The sequence below is a fragment of the Arthrobacter sp. PAMC25284 genome (assembly GCF_019443425.1).
GTDB lineage: Bacteria > Actinomycetota > Actinomycetes > Actinomycetales > Micrococcaceae > Arthrobacter > Arthrobacter oryzae_A.
Window position 1 is genome coordinate 705,357 of record NZ_CP080382.1, and the last position, 16,166, is coordinate 721,522.

A 16,166-nucleotide genomic window follows, 5' to 3' on the forward strand; every position below is an offset into this window, starting at 1 on the left:
ACTCTCCAGTCTCCCGTTTCGGCCCGACAGGGACTCTTTATAAAGACTATTGCTTGAGTGCCTAAAAAAGATTCTAGTCTCTTCCAGAACGATTGACTTGAACATTCGTCCGTGGAAAAGTGAGGGCACTACAGTGACCTGCATCACGATAATTAGCTGTCACTGACATCCACCACACGCCCTAATGCAGACTCCCCACTGAAGAATCGGTGAAAAGACAATGGTCACGACCAACCCTCAGCCCTCGACACTGACAACTGGGGAATCGCATTCATTCAGATACTCCGAAATCTGAGCCGTGACATTTATCTCCAGCCTCATTAGCCGTGATCCAGCCTGGACATCCGCCGCATGATCCCGGTTGACTGACGGCCTGGCCCATGAGATCACGAGCCCTCCGCGGACTGAGTATGTCAACCTGGTTCACGACCCCCGTGTCCGCCCGGTTTGATCCAGAACCACGCCGGACCCGCTGAACAGCGGCAGCCAGATTTTCGTGATCGATAAACACGCTTGCCAAATTGGTGGGCGGTCGACGCGAGGGTCGGGAAATTATCAGCCGCAGCGGCGCAACCCGTCCCGTGAAGCTATCCCCGGCCGGCCGGCCGGCGCAGGGTCGGGGTGCCCGTAGCAGCCGGGGCGGTGGGGTTCATGAGATGTTCTCCTTCGACGCTGTTCCAGCGGGGAGGTGCCCGTTGCATGCCTGCGGGCTTCCACCGCGACGACGTCGTGGTTTTGATGACCTCAGGGTAGTCGGTCCAGCTGGACCGACTGCCCGCTCACGCCGGAACCACCCCATCGCACCCTCAACCTTTTCAGGAGCCACGGCAATGCCGGTCTGGCAATAGAAGGTATCAAAACCGTAGAAACGTGTTCCATTCCGGGGGCATGCTTTCCGCGCTCTCCGGCCCTGGGCTGGTCGCCACGGAAGCAGTGGGCCTGACGTGGCCGCAAAATGAACATGGTGGGCGACAAAGTCGCCCACCATGTTTTTGATGCTTTCGAGTGTCACTCCGTGGTGCGGGCGACCATCCTGCCGCCCTCTCCACAGGTGTCACATCCGCTGGTTCCGCCTATGCCGGGGAACCGGTGGCCGGTGGTACCGGAGGGGTGAGGAGGGATGGGAGGTCGTAATCGCTCGTGTAGGTCAGGAAGCCAAGGTGGTCCTCGTAACGGACCAGAATGTCCTCCATGATTTGATGCTGCGTTACGCCCATGAGGTCATAGCCCTCCGAACCGGTCTGCGCAAAGACCTCCAGGCGGTAATAGAGATCGGATTCGCGGTTCTTATGCCGTCCGAACTTCGGCACTGAGGCTTCTACAGCCTGGAGTTGATAGTGGAAGTCGCGGTGGTCGGGGATGGTGACAACGAGCGCATGGCTGGGGACACCCGTGTGTTCATTCGGGATGGAGTGCAGGTTTGCGTCTAGGCCTTGCTTCGTGAACTCCCCCAGCGCTTCGGCCAGCGCCGGTTGTGCAGTGACTTCCATAAACGCCGCCACCTCGTTCTTGGGCGGGTAGGAACGAATTTTTGCCAGCCGCTGCCCCCAGCTGCGCGCCGGCACCTCGCTGCCTTGCACCGCCGTCGAACTCCGACGCAGCAACCGGCCCTCACGTTCTGCCCGTTCCATCCGCAGCGCCTTGGTGAATGAGGCCATCACCAGCCAGGCAATAATCGTCACCGGCAGTGCGAAGATCAGCGTGGCGTACTCCATGGTGGTCACGCCGCCGGCCACCAGCATCGCGATGGTCAGCAACGCGGTGACCAGGGCCCAGAAGATCCGGAGCCATTTGGCGCCATCCTGGGTCGAATTAGTGATGTTGGAGGAGAAGTTGGACATCATCATGGCGCCGGAGTTGGCGCTGGTGAGGTAGAACAACATGCCGGACAAGGTACCCAGTCCAATCAGGAGAGGCGCTCCGGGGAACATCCCGAGCAGCGCGTACCAGCCCTCTTGCGGACTGTCCATAGCCAGCTGGGCGAACTCGGTATTCCCGTTCAAGACCTCGTACATGGCGCTGTTGCCGAAGATGCTTACGACCAGGAAGTCGCACAGTACCGGGAAGGTGATGGCGGCGATGACGAACTCCCGCAGGGTACGTCCCCGCGAGATCCGGGCCAGGAACAGCCCCACGAAGGGACCCCAGGCCAGCCAGAAGGCCCAAAAGAACAGGGTCCAGCCGCCCATCCATTCCGAACCGCCGTCCTGGTACGCGAACGTCTGGAGCGTACGTTCGGGCAAGGTGAAGACAAAGCGGCCGATGTTCTCCACCAGGGAGTTGAGCAGGAAGGACGTCTGGCCGGTCACCAGGATGTACAGCAACAGGGCCGCCGCGCTCCAGATGTTCAGCTCCGCGATCCAGCGGATCGCTTTGTCCACACCGGAGGTGCACGCGGCGATGGTGAGGACGACGGCGACAACCACCAGGGCGATCTGCAGCGCCAGGCCCTGCTCCAGGCCAAACATAATGGCGATGCCGACGTTCAGCAGCACCACACCGATGCCCATGGCGGTCGCCACACCAAAAACGGTACCTACCAGGGTGATGATATCGATCGTGTCGCCGATTCCGCCGCGGACGCGTTTGCCGAGCAGCGGATAAAGGGCTGCGCGGATGGACAGCGGCATGCCCCAGCGGTAGGCGAAGTAGCCCATGGCCATGCCGAGGAGCGCGTACATGGCCCAGCCCGCCACACCGTAGTGGAACATGGTCCACACCACGGCTTCGTGGGCTGCCTCGGCCGTCTGGCCTGCTCCCTCCGGCGGTTTCATGTACTGGGTGATGGGTTCGGTCACGGAGTAGAAGAGCATGTCGATGCCCACCCCCGCGGCGAACAGGTAGGCCACCCAGGTGAAAAGCTTGTACTGCGGCCGGGAGTGGTCCGGGCCCATTCGGACCGAGCCCACCTTGGACAGCGCCACCCACAGCACAAACCCGATGACTACCGTGACGGTGAGGACGTAGAACCAGCCGAGGTTCTGCGCGATCCAACCCACCACCGTCTTCATGGTGGCCTGGGCGTTTAAGGGCACCAGCATCGCCCAAATGGAGAAAGCAATAATGACGGACGCAGCGATGATGAAGACACGCCAGTTGACCTTGGGCGGGCTGTCCTTTAAGGGCTCGGCGGACGCCGTTCCTGGCTCTTTGTCAGTGATGATGGTACTCAAAGGTCTAACTCCAGTTCTTGGTCTATGCCGCATGAAACGCAGCACATCATGATGGGGTTCGCGGTCTTTCGCTGGTCGGTCAGGTTAAGCTCCCGAGGCTGAGGTGCCGCTCGAAGTACTGATAGGGAACAACCTCCGGCAGATGCCTTTAAGGCACAGGCTGGGATGCTTTTCCTGTTTTTTCGAGGGTCTCCAGCAACGAAACGCCGGCCGGAACTTCCAAACTGATGCCGCTACGAGCCAGGTTCACAGCGAACCATTGGCCCTCGTCAATTTCGGCTACGCCGGGGGTGTGACTTCAGCAGGCCATTCGGCCAGCCAAAATCCCAGACTTGCGGGAGGACACTGTCCAAGAGGGCAGGCCTGCCCACAGGCGTAGAAGTGGGTTCCGTCCGGGTCACAAACTCCTAATGCGGGAGGTGAAAACTAAACCCGGTCACTGATGGCGGGTTTACCGCCAGTGAGTCCCCAGCACCGCCTTTGGTTGTGAGGACGGAGCTGATCTTTTCGGAAGGGGGCTAGCTGAAGCGTGAGTGAGTGGGCAGGTAATGCAGAACGAAGAAAGGCAGCGGATTACGGCTACCCGATTCGGGCTCCGCGCCTTTTGCCGGCGGCGTGGGCGCCGGACGCATTCGTGGATGCTTACGGCGCGAAGGTGCGGTCGCCGGCGAAGAATCCCAGGCCATATTCAGGGGTCTCGAACTTCACGGTGGTGCCCTTGGGGAAGAACAGCACGTCGCGTTCCTTGGCGTGCGTCACTTCTCCCGTCGTCTGGTCCGTGAGTATGAATTCACCCTGGATGACAACCTTCATTTCGTCGTAAGTGTAGGTGTAGACCAGCGGCTCGGAGGCTTTGAGTTCGAAGAAGCCGGCGCACATGACGGAGCCCTCGGGGTTGTGGAGGGAGTCGCCGATCGCGGCGACCGTCCCCGGCTCGTTCATGGACGGCAGTCCAATGAAGCCGTTTTCCACTTTGTGGATGGATCCGGTCTTGCTGAGCGTTCCTACGAGGGTGGTTTCCATGGTTTCTCCTACTAAAAGTGTTGTGAAAGGTTCGTCCGAGCTGTTTCAATCTTTGGCGCATATAAAACTGCGGTGAAGAACCGGGCCGGAACGCCGCTGGGGCTCAGTGAGGGATCGCCTGCAAGCCCGAAAGTTTTGATTTTTATCGAGTCGGCCGAACTCTGCTTTGAACCCTGCCGATGTGATGCCAATCACCTTGTTCACCCCACTTTGACATGGACGGTAGTTCAAGTCAATCGTCCAACCCGAAGATTTTTTAACCCTTTTCGCCCAAGCGGCGGCGGTAAGGAAGGCTCCAGAGTTGGTGGCACAGCATCACGGATGGTCCACCTCGGATCGGCCAATTGCGCGTCGGAGGAGTCCAGAAATTCACACAGACCCTGCCGCCGAAACCATTACGTTCCGCAAGAGGAAACCTCCGGACGTTGGCGACAACAAGGGCGGCCCCTGCAGGGCCCGGGATGTGTGAAAACTCTAAGGCTAATTGTTTGGGCGCCTCTTCAGCCAAGCACTGTCCAGCGCGGCCCTCACCCTGGGCGATGGCGCCGGTGCAGGACTGAAGATGGCGGTGGCCGCGATGCTGGACCCGGGGAGCGCTGCCGAGTGGCCGGCCCGCGGCGGTCGGCTGGCGGCGGCCAAGCAAACCTCTCCACACGAGGGGTCTGCGTTGCATTTCGCCGAGCATCTCCTTTCGCCCCACCAGCAATCAAGAGCACTGCCGCGACCGCACGCGAGCCAACCCAAGCTTTCAGCTGCAGGTATTTTTAAAAGATCTAATTCGAACGCTTGACTTGAACGAATGTTCATGTAACGGTTGTCACAGCACGGTGATCCACCTCACGACGCGATGTAACTGACATTCACCGGGCATGACTTTGTAAAAGATTTCCGACTATTGAAACGGTTGACGCCATGACTGATGCAGGCACCATTCAGTCCCCGGCAGTGACGACGGGGACTGCAATCGATTTCTGGGCAGCGAAGCCCTTGGAAGCCTTGGGAGGCGATTATGGGCGGCTGCGCTGCCGGTTCATAAACGCCCATCCGGTGGGCAGCTGGGATGACTTTGTCCTCTCGGAATGGACGCTGGATTCTTGCGCGTGGGAGGACTTCCACCCCCACAGTGAAACTGCTTTCGTACTGGAGGGCGAACTACATATCGAGAGTCAGGGCAAGACTGTCATCCTGAAGCCGGGCGATTCGGCGCGAGTCAATCCGGGCAACCTGGGCCGATACTGGGCACCCGTGTATGCGCGGATGATCACCATTTATGGCCCCAACCCCGAAGGCCTGGAATCGCACTCCTTCCGGTACTCCGAAGTTTGATCCCGACGTATTCCTAATGACGGGACGCCCCGCCTAACGCCGAAACCCTTCAGCGCCGCGGTTCAGGGCGATTCGGTCCGCAATGAAATAGAACCTCTGTCAGCAGTAGAAGTTCGATAGCTCCTTGAAAGGCGAAACAAATGACGCAACAGACAGCCTCAATCTCCGCAACCCTCATCCGCGATGCGAAGAATGTTACGGAGCTGGACGATTGGGGCCCCTGCCCGGAAGCAACCGGTCAGCAGATGGACACCCGCGGAGTCTATCTGTGGAAAGACGAGAACGGTGCCGAATCCGGCATCTGGGAATGCACCGAAGGACCCTCCCGCTGGGTACTGGAAACGAACGAATTCGTACACGTTCTTTCAGGCTCGATGACCATTACCCCCGACGGCGGCGAGCCTGAGTTCGTTGGCCCCGGAAACACGGTCTTCATCCCCCGCGGCTGGAGCGGCAACTGGGAGCTCCACGAGACCCTGCGCAAACTCTACGTAATCTTCTGACACCGACGAGAACCGGCCTATCCCCAGCGAAAACCCGACTAATAGCCATCAACAACGAACAGTTCGAAAACAAAGTCGAACGGTTCTGGCCGATATATACAGTTCTGGCAAAGAAATGTCAGAGTTTCACAACACTATCCACAGGAGACATCATGGAAACCACAACATTAGGAACGTTCACCAAGGCCGGATCCATCCACAAGGTGGAAAACGGCTTTATCGGACTGCCGTCAATGGACATCCCGGGCGTCGACGCCGCCATCGGCGACTCCCTCACTCATCCCAACGGTTCGGTCATGAGCTCCGGATTCTTCGAGCTTAAAGCCTCCGAGCCACTGGTTTACACGTACACCTGCGACGAAATGAAGGTTGTCGTGAAGGGTGAATTCATCCTCACCGACCGGGCGACAGGAGAAGTGACCCACGCCAAGGAGCGCGACGTACTCTTCTTCCCCAAGGGAGCAGAAATTACCTTTGAAACCCCCGACTACGGCCTGGGCTTCTTCACCGCCCACGGCTCCATGTCATCCTAGGGAGCCTTCAGCGACCCGGTTCGAAGTTGCCGCCATCAAGCGGTGATGGACCAGATAACAGGAACCGCTCCTTGCCCCTGCAGCAACAGCTATGCACCATCTGCTTGTAGCTGCAGGGGCAAGGAGCGTCCGCGGCGCGCGTCTGGCGCTGATCTTCGCCAGGGACTACTGAAGAACAACTGACTTGACCGCGTGTCCACGTCAAGGTAATTACAAAATAGTGATCCACATCAAGGGAAAGTGTTGACCGTGAGTAGTCAGACAATCGAGTCTTTGGAAGTCCTCATCGACACGCCTGAAGAACTTTACGAAGTGCTCAACGAGGCAGAGGCCCTGCTCCGGCAAGCAGCAATGACCCATGGGTCCGCCGGCATTAGGGTCACCCGGCATGATCCTGCCCGATACACATTCGAGCTCAGCGACACGGTTCCGTTTGGCGAGACCTGGGAGCATACAGGCCAATGACCGGCGTCGTGGGCCTCGCTATCGGACTGGTCCGTGCAGCACCAATGTCTCCTCCTAGCGGACACGCCCGGGCTCGGCCTCCGTCCCGTCCACCCCTCGGCCATCATCCTCGAACTCCAAGCAATCAAGTTCCAGCCTTCAGATACCCACCTGATTTCGCTGACTGACTCAACTTTCGCTCTCCGAGGGGATTGACGGTGACACAGCCATGACCCATTTCACCGTCAGCTCCTCCCCCGAGAGGTTCCGCGCATTGCGCTTAAGTCAGTCCACGAGATGCCGCTGCTAAACAAACAACGAGGAGAAAATTGTGACTTCAGGGATGAATCAACCAGGAGGGCCCGGCTGGGACGATGTCCAGGTTGGAGACAAAGTGCAGCTGGTCGGCAGCGGGCGCCCAGAGTACGTCGGATTCGTGGACGCCCGGACAGCGGACGGTGACATCATCTGGGTCCACGACCCTGTTGATGGCCGCCGTCTGTTCCACATTCGGGATGGCTACGAACTACAGCTGGTCGCATCGTGACCGAACTGTGTTCGCATGACTGTCACTACTGCTCAGGGCCGGAAGCCGACTAGCTGCCACGCCGGTTAACGGGATGCCTCGTTCCGGAACAGAATAGATATTTGCTCTGGGCCAAACCCATGCCCCCGTTGCGGTGTGGAGTGGTCCCCGAAAGGCACGGACCTGAGCATCAACAGCGCCGTAGACCTCGACTGGGTCGCGCAGGAACTCATCGACCGGCCACGCGAGAGACTAGAGTTCAGAAAACCGATCGAATTGATCGAAGGACTCCTGTTGCAATGACCGCCTGAATCCGCCGAACCTTCAGCGTGACATTCGCTGCCCGAAGCTCATTGAGGATCTGTGTCGCGTGCTACACCTCGACGGGCTTGCGCACGAGCGCGCTCACCGAGACGGTCACGTACTCGGCGTGCGCACCCATCCTCAAGCCAGTCATGCCAGCGACCTCGGCTCCTGCGGGCCGTACTGCTCGACAGATGCTGCTCTCATCGAACCTCTGTACGCTCGTAAATTGCTCTCCGGGAAGAGAAACTTACGCCCGTAATAATTCAAGAGGCTTGCGTGAGGCGTTGCTGAAAGCCATCGAGGATAAGGTCAAGACCGACATCAAACTCGTCGGCGAACGAATACGTTCCGCTGCTCATGAGCTCGCCGAGCGTCCGCACGAGATGCGGGTAATCGTCTGGACTCGGTGCGACGTCTTCAGCGAACGACTTCTCGGCTCCGTCGCCGGGGGTGAAGGGAAGGCTGGACTCCGTGAGGGCAAACCCGTACACGTATGCGTCGAGTGCCGAGAACATGTGTGTGGCGAGTGCGGCGGAGAAACCGGAGTTCAAGAGACATCCGAAGACTCGATCGAAGTTCCGGAGTAGCGGAGTTCCGGGTCGCGGGCGCGCCTCGATCATGCCGAGCGCCCATGGATGCTGCACAAGGACCGATCGAGCCGATCGTGCCCGGCTGACCATCGCCAGCCGCCAGGGGGCATCGATTTCGGGCGCACTGATCTGCTCGAACGCCCAGTCCGCGAGCGAGTCCAGTAGCGCGTTCTTGTTGGCCACATGGTGATAGAGAGACATCGCTTCTACGCCAATTTCGGCCGCGACGGAGCGCATGCTGACCGCAGCAATACCGCCGCGATCCGCGACCAACGCCGCCGCCTCTACGATTCGCTCCTTGCTGAGTACCGCTCGTGCATTCATGTTGCCATTGACTCCTTACGAGCGTAAGACTAGCATCACCCTCATTCTTACAGTCGTAAGAATAGAACAACGGAGCCGACGATGAAAACACTTCAACCCACCACCACACTGGAAGACCAGCGAATCCCGGTGCAAGCCAAGCTCGCGGCAGCCTGGACCAGCCTCATGTTCCTCGTCATTTACATCGACTACTACCACCTCTACCAGCCCGGCGAAATCGACTTAATTCGCGGTGGCGTCATCTTCGAGTTCGACATCAGCGGGACATTGATGTCCATTTTCTTCGTGATTATCGCGATCCCGGCCCTGATGATCATGCTCTCCATGACGCTGCCCGCCCGTGTGAACCGCGCCACGAACCTCGTCGTTGCATCGCTGTACATCCCCGTCATGGTGTTCAACGCGGCAGGGGCGTCCTGGGACTACGCCTTTTTCTACGCCCTCACTATCGGAGTCGAGGTGCTGATCCTGGCCTTTATCCTGCGCTCCGCCTGGACCTGGCCCCGCACCGCGCTGTCGGCGACCATGCCGACCATGCCGACCATGCCGACCAGCCGTGAGGCCGATCGCACCCTGCCGCAAGCGTGAACCCAAGAGCAGTCCCCGTCCTGTTCGGAGCCATCTGCCTCGGTGCCGCGGTGTGGGCTCTTGGGTGTGGGACACCGACTGCTACTGGGGCGAGGCGGTAGGGGCCTTCCAAGGCCCCTACCGGTCGATCTCTCTGATCGGCTGGGGTGGCCGGTCGCGCACGCCCCATCGTGACCTCGGATCACGCACAGCGGCAGCGGCTGTGCAGCCCGCTCGCTCCTCAAGACAACAAACGAAGGCGGCGGCCGCTATGCCGATGGCCGTGCTCGCGTGGGTTCGCACCTTTACTCGCATCCGGTGGGAACTCGCCCGTCGCCCTCGCGCAGTCCCTCATCCTGCTGTTGACCGCGGGCCTGGTCTGGCAGTTTACGCTGGTCCTGATTCTCGTCGACCGGGAACAGCGAACCCTGAAGTGGTCGGTCGTTCGAGACGTGCTCTGGCTGCGCGCTCCCCCGCAACCCCAAGACCGGCCGACGCGGGGGCGCATCTGGCTCGTCGTCCCGATCGTCGTCGTGGCGTTCGCTCTCGAAGAGTTCCTTCCGTTCGAGATCGCCCCCGCCGCGGGACGCGACGGCCGGCCCTCCCGGAAGATCCGCTTCGACGACCGCGGTCGCGTGGTCCTTGCCTTCGCGCTGGGCTAGACCCACGCCACGGTCGCGGTGTCTGACACCAACGGCCTGCTACTCAGGTCCCGCACGGTCGAATACCGGATCAACGCACCCGAAGACGCCGTCCTCCGGCCGCTCATCCGGATCGGCACCGAACTCCTCGACTCCGGCACCGGCGAAAGGCTGATCGGCACCGGCGAAAGGCTGATCGGGATCGGGATCGGCGTCAGCGTACCGGCGCCCGTCGAAGCGGACACGGGCACCGTGGTGCACCCGACGACGATTCCGGGCTGGCGTCCCCATGCCGTGACCTCGGCGATGACCGCCGCCTGGCACGTTCCGGTCGTGGTGGAAAAGGATGCCGCCGAAGGCCAGCCGGACGTTGAAGCGTTGTTGCTCGCCGGTGCGGACGTCCTGGGAGGTGCCCTTGCCGCGACGGTCGCTACTGTCAACCCGGACCGGCTCGTGCTCGGCGGCAAGATCGGGACTATTCCACTCTTCGCCGACCGGGTCCGTGACCGGGTCCTGCGGGACGTCGTCGAGCGGATCTCGGACGGCCTGACCGTCACCGCGGGCGAGCCGGGCGACACCGCCGCCGTCGATGGACTCACCCGCCTCGTCATCCGCAAGGTCTACTCCCCCGATGCGATCGACTCCCTGCTGACGGACTACCTCCACAGCTGACCCGCGATCACCGGCGGCAGCAGCTCTAGGGCCATAATAGGCAGGTGACTTATCTGCAAAGTGGCGAGCTTTTGGCGCCGACATCCCTGCACACCGCAGCCGGAGAAGGCACCCCTGTCGGCATCCGGGAACTTCGGGCCCCGGACTGGGAAGCCGTCCGCTCCATCTATGCCGCCGGGATCGCCACCGGGCAGGCGACCTTGGAGAAAGAGCCGCCGTCCTGGGAGGCCTTCGATACCGGCCGGCTTCCTGGCCACCGGCTGGTCGCAGCAGACGGTCAGCTGATCCTGGGGTGGGCTGCGGTCTCCGCCGTGTCCGCCCGCGAGGTGTACCGGGGCGTGGTGGAACATTCCATCTACGTCGCCCCTGGGGCCCGCGGCCGGGGTATTGGCCGGATTTTGCTCGCAGCGCTGATCCAATCGACCGAAGCCGGCGGTATTTGGACCATCCAGTCCAGCATCTTCCCCGAAAACACCGCCAGCCTGGCACTGCACGAGCAGCTGGGCTTCCGCATCATCGGCACCCGGGAACGGATCGCCCGGATGAGCCACGGCCCCAACGCCGGTCGGTGGCAGAACACGCTGCTGCTGGAACGCCGGAGCAGCGTCGTCGGCACGGACTAACCGGCCGGCGTGATGACGTCCTCGAGCATGGACCTGTCGAAGAAACGAATCTCACCCGTTGCCTCGAAAAACACCGGCACCACGGATGTGCTCGGGTCCTTGGAGGTTTCGAAGATCTCGGCCGCGCTCCCGTGTTTGCGCGCAATGGTCCCGATCATATCGGTGCCGCGGACCCGGACGGTTCTGTACTTGTAGCTCATGGTGACCCCTTCGTCGACTAAGGCCAACATACTCCCCAGCGACGGGCGAAAACCTGTGGGCCTTCTCTCATGGAATACCCGCAGCCGTGTCTGAGCTCATCGATGCTGACGCCGGTGTCGATGAAACCGCCTACGCCCAGGAATTCGCGTCGGCGGCAATGCGGTCGAGGAAATCAAGGACCGCCGGGTGGGCGGGGTTGATGAGGTGTCCGCCTGTGACCACTACCGTCCGGGTGCGGGGCAGCGCACCGGTCAGCCGGGCGTTCACAAGCCGGCAGGCTTCGGGCGAGTTCTCGGCGGAAACAATAAGTGTTGGCTGGCGGATCGCCGCCAGTTCGGCCTCGCTCAATTCCAGGGCGTCCTCGCTAAGGTCCATGCCGTGGCCGTTGATCTCGGCGAGGACTGCGGCTCCGGTGCTTTCAAACATCTTTTGGAGCTTGTTTGAAAGAGATTCCCAGACCGCATCGCCCAGCGCCTCCCGGAGCATGATCTCTGCCAGCTGCACGGTCCGCCCTTCCGAGCGCTCCAGCACCGTGCGGCGAAGGCTGCGGGCCCAGGAGGCTGCCGCCGGATCTATGGTGAGCAGCGCGGGCTCCAGGAGCACGAGCGCTTTCACCTTGTCCGGAAAGAGGCGGGCCAGCTCGATGGCGATGAGACCGCCGCTGCTGCGTCCGATCACCACCGCGGGGCCGACGTGCAGGGCGGCGAGCAGGCCGGCAGCGTCATTAACGTGGTCAACGAGGTCGAGCGCCCGGAAGGGTACGTGCGGTGCGCTGCGGTGGAAGCCACGGCGGTCATAGATGATGCACCGGCCGTGCAATGCCAGTTCCGTGGCGGCATCGGCCCACATTACGGCGGAGCTGGGCGTTCCGTGGACCCCGAGGATAGGGATCCCCGCGCCCTGATCCTCGTAGTACAGTTCGACGCCGTTGACACTAAGCCGGGGCATACCACCAGCGTAGATCCGGCGTTGGCCGCACGGAAGGTCGACGGTAACGGCGCACATGGCAGGAAGGATGCGCGGCAGGGACCAAAGGCCTGGCGGCAGGGTTTACGGCTGGGTCAGGGACGACCGGTGGAAGTCCGTGTGCCACACGTCGACGTCGTTCCCGTCGCCGTCGGTGACGACGTAGTCGGGCCAGCGGTCGAAGGCGGAGCAGGGGTGGGATATCCCGAAGTCGACCGTATCGCCGACGTTCAGCCCACCCACGCCGGTGAGCACCGCATGATGGTCGAACAGACTGCGTACCACCGCGGTTGCCCCGGGCTTTCCGTCGCCATCCGGCGTGCGGGCCGAGAGGAAGACCGGGAGGCCGGCGTCGTACGGAAGATCGCGCTTGCCGGCGCCGGCCACGGCCATCCCGGCTTCGGGGACGGACAGGACGACGGCGCGGACGGTGATCGCCGGCGTCAGGCCGGGAACCTGGCTGACACCGGCATAGGTGCCGTGGTCGTGGGTGACGTAGCACCCTGAGCGGAGGACCGTTCTGGTTCCGGGCACCTGGTCCGCGCCGGGCAGGAACTCCACCACACGGTCCGGAAACGCGGACCCGCCCATGCAATAGATCGGGGCCGGGGTCTCGAAGTAGGGGGCGGCGGCGAGGTAGACGTCCCGCACCAGCCGGCAGTGCCGGTCAACAGCAGCCACCGTGGCCTCGTCCCGGCGGTTCGGCACTACGCCCTCATACCCTGCGACGCCGGCGAGGCGGAGGCCTGGCGCGGCGCGGACCAGGTCAGCGATGGCCAGAGCCTCGCTGACTGTGCGCACTCCGGTGCGTCCTTCCGGTGTTCCGACGTCGATCAGCACCTCCAGGACGGGGCCGGCTTCCGCACCGAAGATCCGCGCGGCCGCCTCGATTCCGGGCACCGAATCGACGAAACAGCGGATTCCGCGCCCGGAATCCTGCTCCAGCCAGGCGCGGACCCGGTCCAGGCCGAGCCGGTCGACAATCTCATTCGCTACGAGAATGTTCCGGTGCCCCCAGTCCAGTGCTGTCGCGGCCTGGTCGACGGTCGCGACAGTGACGCCGGTGGCGCCGGCTCCGAGTTGGCGCGCGATGATCGGCCCGGACATGGTGGTTTTGATATGAGGGGCGAGCTCCACGCCGCGGTCCGCGCACCAGGCTGCCATCACCCGGATATTGCTCTCGAGGGCCGTGCGGTTGAGCCGCAGCTGCGGGTAGGCGGGGGCGGCCGCCCTGACGACACTGCGGCCGCCGGCTGCGTTCCGGTCTTCATCCAGGCTGTTCACGGGGCTCCTTCATGGTGCCGTCCACATCGCAGCACCGTCATTGCAATAATGTACCGGAGCTCCGGGCGAAGGCCCGGGGCCGCAGCCGGGCAACCAGGGTCGCGGCGAGCAGCGCCGTCGTCAATTCAACCGCAACCACACCCAGCATGACCGCCGCGGCGGGGTCGCCGATCCCGGCCGTCGGACCGGCCCCGGACAGCCCGGCATGGCCGTGACCCGACGGCCCCGCCGCCAGCAACACGAACGCGTGAAGGACGGCCATCGCCAGCGCGGACACCATGACCCGCTGGAGCGCCCCGACGCGGACTTGCCGCCAGATATGCACCGTGCACGGAAGGCACGCCACAACCATGGCAATCATCAACGCGCTCAGCCAGCCGGAATGACGGCCCGCCGCCGCGAGCCACACGTGCAGGGCGCACGAGCCGGCCGTGACAACGGCACACAGCCTGGCGTGAAGTGTGGGGCCTGCTGCGCGGCCCCACACTGCGGTCAACGCCATGACCTAACCATGGCAGTGGCCGCCCGCGCCCTGCCCGGAGGCCGGCACGTCCAGCACGGGGCTGCGGTCGAAGAACCCTTCGGGGCGCAGCTTGAATCCCACGGTGTCCACGGGCATGATCGGCCAGTCCTCGACCCGGGGGAAGTGGGTCAGCCCGAACGTGTGCCAGAGCACGATGTCCTGCCCGTCGATGTCCCGGTCCTGGGCGACGTACGCGGGCAGCCCGGCACCCCCGGGGTGCTGGTTGACGAAGTCGCCCGTGGGGTACCGCTCGTCGTCCGCGAAGCGGGTGACCCAAAGGTCCTTGGTGGCGAAGGCGGCACGCTTGGCGATCGAGGAGTCCGGGTCCGCGAGCAGGGTGGGCTGGCCCTGGGCATGAAGTTTGTAGCCCACGGGCTCACCGAGCCGGTTTTTCGAGTCCGGGTTGGAGATGATCCAGGTCCTGCCGCTGCGGGCATCGGCCTCCCGGACGCCATCGGATTCGCGGGCCAGGACAGTGCGTTTACGGGAGAATGCATTGCCTCGTTCGTTGCCCTCGCCCATGGGCTGGCGGACAACGTCCTCCTCTTCGACGCGGTTGGTGAAGCCGTCGACCGCCATGTCCAGGCGGGCGCTGAAGAGGTGTTGATGAAACGGTGCGCCGAGTCCGGGCGCCAGTTGGGAGATGTTCGCTGAGCCGCCCTCCGGGAAGGCGCTCGTGAAGACGACGCCGGTAGCCTTCGCCTCGAATTCGATGGTGCCGTCGAGGTACAGGTACCAGTAGAAGCCGTAGTCATAGTTGCCGATGGTGGTGAAGAACGAGATCACCAGGCGGCGGTTCCGGCGCGTGTAGTTGATGCCGGTCCAGAGGTCGCTGTGCTTGGCCAGGATGCCCCAGTCCTCCTCGTGCATGCAGATGCCGTTGCGGATTTCCCGGGGGTTGCCGAAGGCATCGCTGATCACGGGGCTCAGGTAGGTGATGTCGCCAAGGCAGTCGCAGCCCAGTTCCAGCGAGTTGGCGTACTGGCCCACAAGGTATTCGCCGGTGTCGAAGTAGTTCTGCCAGGACCGGATGGGTGACGGGTCCCCGTAGGGAACCACCATCTCAGCGATTGACGCCCGCTTGATGACCGGGCGTTTGCGGTCACCGTCCCGGAACGCGATGTTGTGCAGCACAACTCCTTCCCGGACGTCGAAGCCGACGTCGACGCTCCACTTCTCCCATTCGACGTGGTTCCCTCCGGTGACGGTGAAGCTGGGCCCCTCAGGCTGGGTGATGCTGATCGGTTTCTGCGTGGTGCGGAGCGGACCGGTGAGATCGGGGTCCGTATAGTTGCCGTGTTCCGCGGGAACCGGCACGGCCCCCAGATCGAGCACCCGGGTCACTTCCTTCCAGACGACGTCAACGTAGGCCACGAGCCCGTCCACCGGGTGCGCCCAGGCGCTGTCCTCCGGGAACTCCTGCACGAAAGCCAGGCCCCGGAGGATGCGGCGGCCGTTCTCTTCCGGGTATTCGTAGACGCCGGCGGACAGCGGGGCAACTCGGACGCTGGTGACATCGAGGCCGCGGTCCGCGAGGGCTTTGAGCCACCGTTCATCGGTGGCGAGGAGTTCTTCGACGACGCCGAACTCCTCCTCCAGGACCGGCAGTTCACCAGTGACAGCGGTGTCCAGCACCCGGACCGACAGCACTGCCTGCCAGGACAGCGATACCGTGACATCCCCCGGCGCTCCCCCGGTCACGTCGTGGATGAAGATCCGGAACCGGCGGTCCGCGGAGTCCGGGCTCTCGTGGCGGGCCGGATCCAGCAGGCCGAGGTAAGCGATGCGCTTTTCCGGTCCGAGCAGGCCGGCGTCGCGCAGGATGCTCTGGACTCCGCTGATCTCGGCACCCGTTGCCAGACGGTACGGGGTGGCTGTGTCTGTTTGCGTGGGCGTCATGGTGGCCTTAATTCTCGGGGCCCTGGCGGGCAGATCGTTTAT

At 62.7% G+C, this 16,166-nt stretch carries 18 protein-coding genes; 10 read left to right on the plus strand and 8 right to left on the minus strand.

Annotated features, from left to right (window positions below):
* Positions 1–1,073: 1,073 nt before the first annotated feature.
* Entirely contained in the window at positions 1,074–3,206 is a 2,133-nt protein-coding gene (gene betT, locus KY499_RS03270) for a choline BCCT transporter BetT (protein WP_219886197.1), read from the minus strand.
* Between the two features lie 609 nt (positions 3,207–3,815).
* On the minus strand, positions 3,816–4,196 hold the full coding sequence (locus KY499_RS03275) for a cupin domain-containing protein (RefSeq protein WP_123255930.1): 381 nt from the start codon (positions 4,194–4,196) through the stop codon (positions 3,816–3,818).
* Between the two features lie 912 nt (positions 4,197–5,108).
* Between KY499_RS03275 and KY499_RS03280 the strand changes: the two genes are divergently transcribed.
* From KY499_RS03280 to KY499_RS03305, 6 genes are all read left to right on the plus strand, one after another.
* Complete coding sequence (locus KY499_RS03280; protein ID WP_219886198.1) at positions 5,109–5,522, plus strand: cupin domain-containing protein; 414 nt, start codon at positions 5,109–5,111, stop codon at positions 5,520–5,522.
* Positions 5,523–5,662: 140 nt separating this feature from the next.
* The gene (locus KY499_RS03285; RefSeq protein WP_123255931.1) at positions 5,663–6,025 is read left to right on the plus strand and encodes a cupin domain-containing protein; all 363 of its coding nucleotides are present in this window, start codon (positions 5,663–5,665) and stop codon (positions 6,023–6,025) included.
* Between the two features lie 152 nt (positions 6,026–6,177).
* Positions 6,178–6,558 (plus strand): ethanolamine utilization protein, encoded by a 381-nt coding sequence (locus tag KY499_RS03290; protein WP_219886199.1) that lies wholly within the window; start codon positions 6,178–6,180, stop codon positions 6,556–6,558.
* Between the two features lie 249 nt (positions 6,559–6,807).
* Positions 6,808–7,023, plus strand: a complete 216-nt coding sequence (locus KY499_RS03295) for a hypothetical protein (protein WP_258190935.1) — start codon at positions 6,808–6,810, stop codon at positions 7,021–7,023.
* A gap of 322 nt (positions 7,024–7,345) precedes the next feature.
* Positions 7,346–7,549, plus strand: coding sequence for a hypothetical protein (locus KY499_RS03300; RefSeq protein ID WP_219886200.1), 204 nt, complete (start codon positions 7,346–7,348; stop codon positions 7,547–7,549).
* Between the two features lie 135 nt (positions 7,550–7,684).
* Entirely contained in the window at positions 7,685–7,831 is a 147-nt protein-coding gene (locus KY499_RS03305; RefSeq protein ID WP_183164558.1) for a hypothetical protein, read from the plus strand.
* A gap of 266 nt (positions 7,832–8,097) precedes the next feature.
* Here the strand turns inward: KY499_RS03305 and KY499_RS03310 are convergent, their stop codons facing one another.
* Positions 8,098–8,748 (minus strand): TetR/AcrR family transcriptional regulator, encoded by a 651-nt coding sequence (locus KY499_RS03310; protein ID WP_219886201.1) that lies wholly within the window; start codon positions 8,746–8,748, stop codon positions 8,098–8,100.
* 81 nt (positions 8,749–8,829) lie between these two features.
* Here KY499_RS03310 and KY499_RS03315 point away from each other — a divergent pair, with 81 nt between their 5' ends.
* The 4 genes from KY499_RS03315 (at position 8,830) to KY499_RS03330 (ending at position 11,251) form a co-directional block, all read left to right on the plus strand.
* Positions 8,830–9,336, plus strand: coding sequence for a DUF6326 family protein (locus tag KY499_RS03315; protein ID WP_219886202.1), 507 nt, complete (start codon positions 8,830–8,832; stop codon positions 9,334–9,336).
* A gap of 341 nt (positions 9,337–9,677) precedes the next feature.
* Entirely contained in the window at positions 9,678–9,977 is a 300-nt protein-coding gene (locus KY499_RS03320; RefSeq protein ID WP_219886203.1) for a hypothetical protein, read from the plus strand.
* An 18-nt stretch (positions 9,978–9,995) separates the two neighbouring features.
* Positions 9,996–10,628 carry a hypothetical protein gene (locus KY499_RS03325; RefSeq protein ID WP_219886204.1) on the plus strand — a complete coding sequence of 211 codons (633 nt, stop codon included), beginning with the start codon at positions 9,996–9,998 and terminating at the stop codon, positions 10,626–10,628.
* Between the two features lie 86 nt (positions 10,629–10,714).
* Positions 10,715–11,251, plus strand: coding sequence for a GNAT family N-acetyltransferase (locus KY499_RS03330; protein WP_219886907.1), 537 nt, complete (start codon positions 10,715–10,717; stop codon positions 11,249–11,251).
* On the opposite strand, the gene KY499_RS03335 is transcribed toward KY499_RS03330, so the two are convergent.
* The 5 genes from KY499_RS03335 to KY499_RS03355 form a co-directional block, all read right to left on the minus strand.
* Positions 11,248–11,451 (minus strand): hypothetical protein, encoded by a 204-nt coding sequence (locus KY499_RS03335; protein ID WP_123255963.1) that lies wholly within the window; start codon positions 11,449–11,451, stop codon positions 11,248–11,250. The genes KY499_RS03330 and KY499_RS03335 overlap by 4 nt on opposite strands.
* A gap of 130 nt (positions 11,452–11,581) precedes the next feature.
* Entirely contained in the window at positions 11,582–12,400 is an 819-nt protein-coding gene (locus tag KY499_RS03340; RefSeq protein ID WP_219886205.1) for an alpha/beta fold hydrolase, read from the minus strand.
* Positions 12,401–12,502: 102 nt separating this feature from the next.
* Positions 12,503–13,702, minus strand: a complete 1,200-nt coding sequence (locus tag KY499_RS03345) for an alanine racemase (protein WP_258190936.1) — start codon at positions 13,700–13,702, stop codon at positions 12,503–12,505.
* A 37-nt stretch (positions 13,703–13,739) separates the two neighbouring features.
* A complete protein-coding gene (locus KY499_RS03350) occupies positions 13,740–14,204 on the minus strand; it encodes a hypothetical protein (RefSeq protein WP_219886206.1) in 465 nt (154 codons plus the stop codon).
* 3 nt (positions 14,205–14,207) lie between these two features.
* Positions 14,208–16,124: a primary-amine oxidase gene (locus tag KY499_RS03355; RefSeq protein WP_219886207.1), complete on the minus strand. Its 1,917-nt coding sequence runs from the start codon at positions 16,122–16,124 to the stop codon at positions 14,208–14,210.
* Positions 16,125–16,166 lie beyond the last annotated feature (42 nt).